This is a genomic window from Planktosalinus sp. (genome assembly GCF_059864935.1).
Map to the genome: position 1 here is coordinate 1 of NZ_JCBCCK010000438.1, position 1,737 is coordinate 1,737.

Below are 1,737 nucleotides of genomic sequence, written 5' to 3' on the forward strand. Positions count from 1 at the left end.
TGACCGCTCCAGGAAAAGGTGTCCCCAATATTGTTCACGGTGTAAACCAAAATAATTACAGCCCTGATAAAGTAGATATTTTCTCAGCAGCATCTTGTACCACCAATGCCATTACCCCGGTTTTGAAAGCCATTGAAGATTCTTTCGGAATTGTTCAGGGGCATTTGGAAACCATTCACGCTTACACCAATGACCAAAATTTGGTGGACAACTTTCATAAAAAGTACCGAAGAGGACGTGCTGCTGCTTTAAATATGGTGATTACCGAAACCGGTGCAGGAAGTGCCGTTGCCAAAGCGTTGCCGGAACTTGCTGGAAAACTAACTTCAAATGCCATTCGTGTTCCTGTTCCAAACGGTTCACTTGTTGTATTAAGCCTTGAGCTTAAAAACAAAACCACTAAAGAAGGCATTAATGCTGTATTGAAGAAATATGCACTTGAAGGTGATTTGGTAGAGCAAATCAAATATTCATTGAATAACGAGTTGGTATCCAGTGACATTGTTGGGACATCGGCCCCTGCAATTTTTGACAGCAATGCAACGATTGTAAACGCAGCCGGAACCAATGCAGTACTGTATGTATGGTATGACAATGAATATGGTTATAGCCATCAGGTTATTCGTTTGGCAAAATACATTGCTAAAGTGAGACGATACACTTATTATTAATAGATATATATTTAAAACAAAAACCACTTCAATTGACTTTGAAGTGGTTTTTTATTGGCATAAAGATTATAAGCGTAAATTTGCAAAACCTAGAAATTGAAAGAGAATGAGAATTGATATCATCACGGTATTACCCGAACTTCTGAAAAGCCCATTTGAAGCCTCTATTTTAAAAAGAGCGATAGAAAAAGGGCTGGTAGAAATCCATTTTCATAATTTAAGGGATTATGTGACTGATAATTACAAGCAGGTGGACGATTATCAGTTTGGCGGCGGTGCCGGAATGGTGATGATGATTGAACCCATTGACAAATGCATCAGTAAGCTAAAAAGTGAGCGCAACTATGACGAGATTATCTATATGACTCCTGATGGCGAAACACTCAAGCAACGTATGGCTAATCATCTTTCGTTAAAAGACAACCTTATCATTCTCTGCGGACATTATAAAGGAGTTGACCAACGTGTGAGGGACCATTTTATCACACGTGAAATCTCTATCGGTGATTATGTATTGAGTGGTGGGGAGTTGGGTGCAGCCGTTTTGTGTGATGCTATAATCAGGCTGATTCCCGGGGTTTTGGGTAATGAGTCAAGTGCTTTGACAGACTCCTTTCAGGATGATTTGCTTGCTCCACCCATTTATACCCGACCTGCAGAGTACAAAGGATGGAAAGTCCCTGAGATCTTATTGAGCGGAAACACCCCAAAAATTGAAGAATGGCGGGAGGAAGAAGCCTACAAACGTACTCAGGAAAAAAGGCCTGACTTACTCAAAGAATAATTCAAAAGAATAATTACCTTTTCAATATAAATAATTATATTTGCAGCCGCATTGAAAAGTGCAATCGCTTCAACCTCTGGCGAAAATCGTGAATGTTGTTTTGATTTTAATTCCAACTTAAATTACAATGGAAGATTTAGTAAAATTTGTTCAGGACGAATTCGTTACAAAGAAAGAATTCCCAAAATTTGGTGCCGGTGATACCATCACTGTGTATTACGAAATTAGAGAAGGTGAAAAAACCAGAACCCAGTTCTTTAGAGGTGTGGTTATTCAACTTAG

2 protein-coding genes and 1 pseudogene are annotated in these 1,737 nt (G+C 39.1%); all 3 read left to right on the top strand.

Annotated features, from left to right (window positions below):
• Positions 1-671 (top strand): annotated as a pseudogene (locus tag AC6F75_RS13065) (glyceraldehyde-3-phosphate dehydrogenase); the annotation flags it as partial.
• 106 nt (positions 672-777) lie between these two features.
• Positions 778-1,455 (top strand): tRNA (guanosine(37)-N1)-methyltransferase TrmD, encoded by a 678-nt coding sequence (gene trmD, locus AC6F75_RS13070; RefSeq protein ID WP_500715534.1) that lies wholly within the window; start codon positions 778-780, stop codon positions 1,453-1,455.
• Positions 1,456-1,582: 127 nt separating this feature from the next.
• Positions 1,583-1,737: 50S ribosomal protein L19 (locus AC6F75_RS13075; protein WP_500715535.1), on the top strand; the 155-nt coding region annotated here is incomplete at its 3' end.

Bases quoted from the DNA above. Each gene is read 5' to 3' on its own strand.
- trmD (WP_500715534.1), top strand. From the start codon at position 778: ATGAGAATTGATATCATCACGGTATTACCCGAACTTCTGAAAAGCCCA.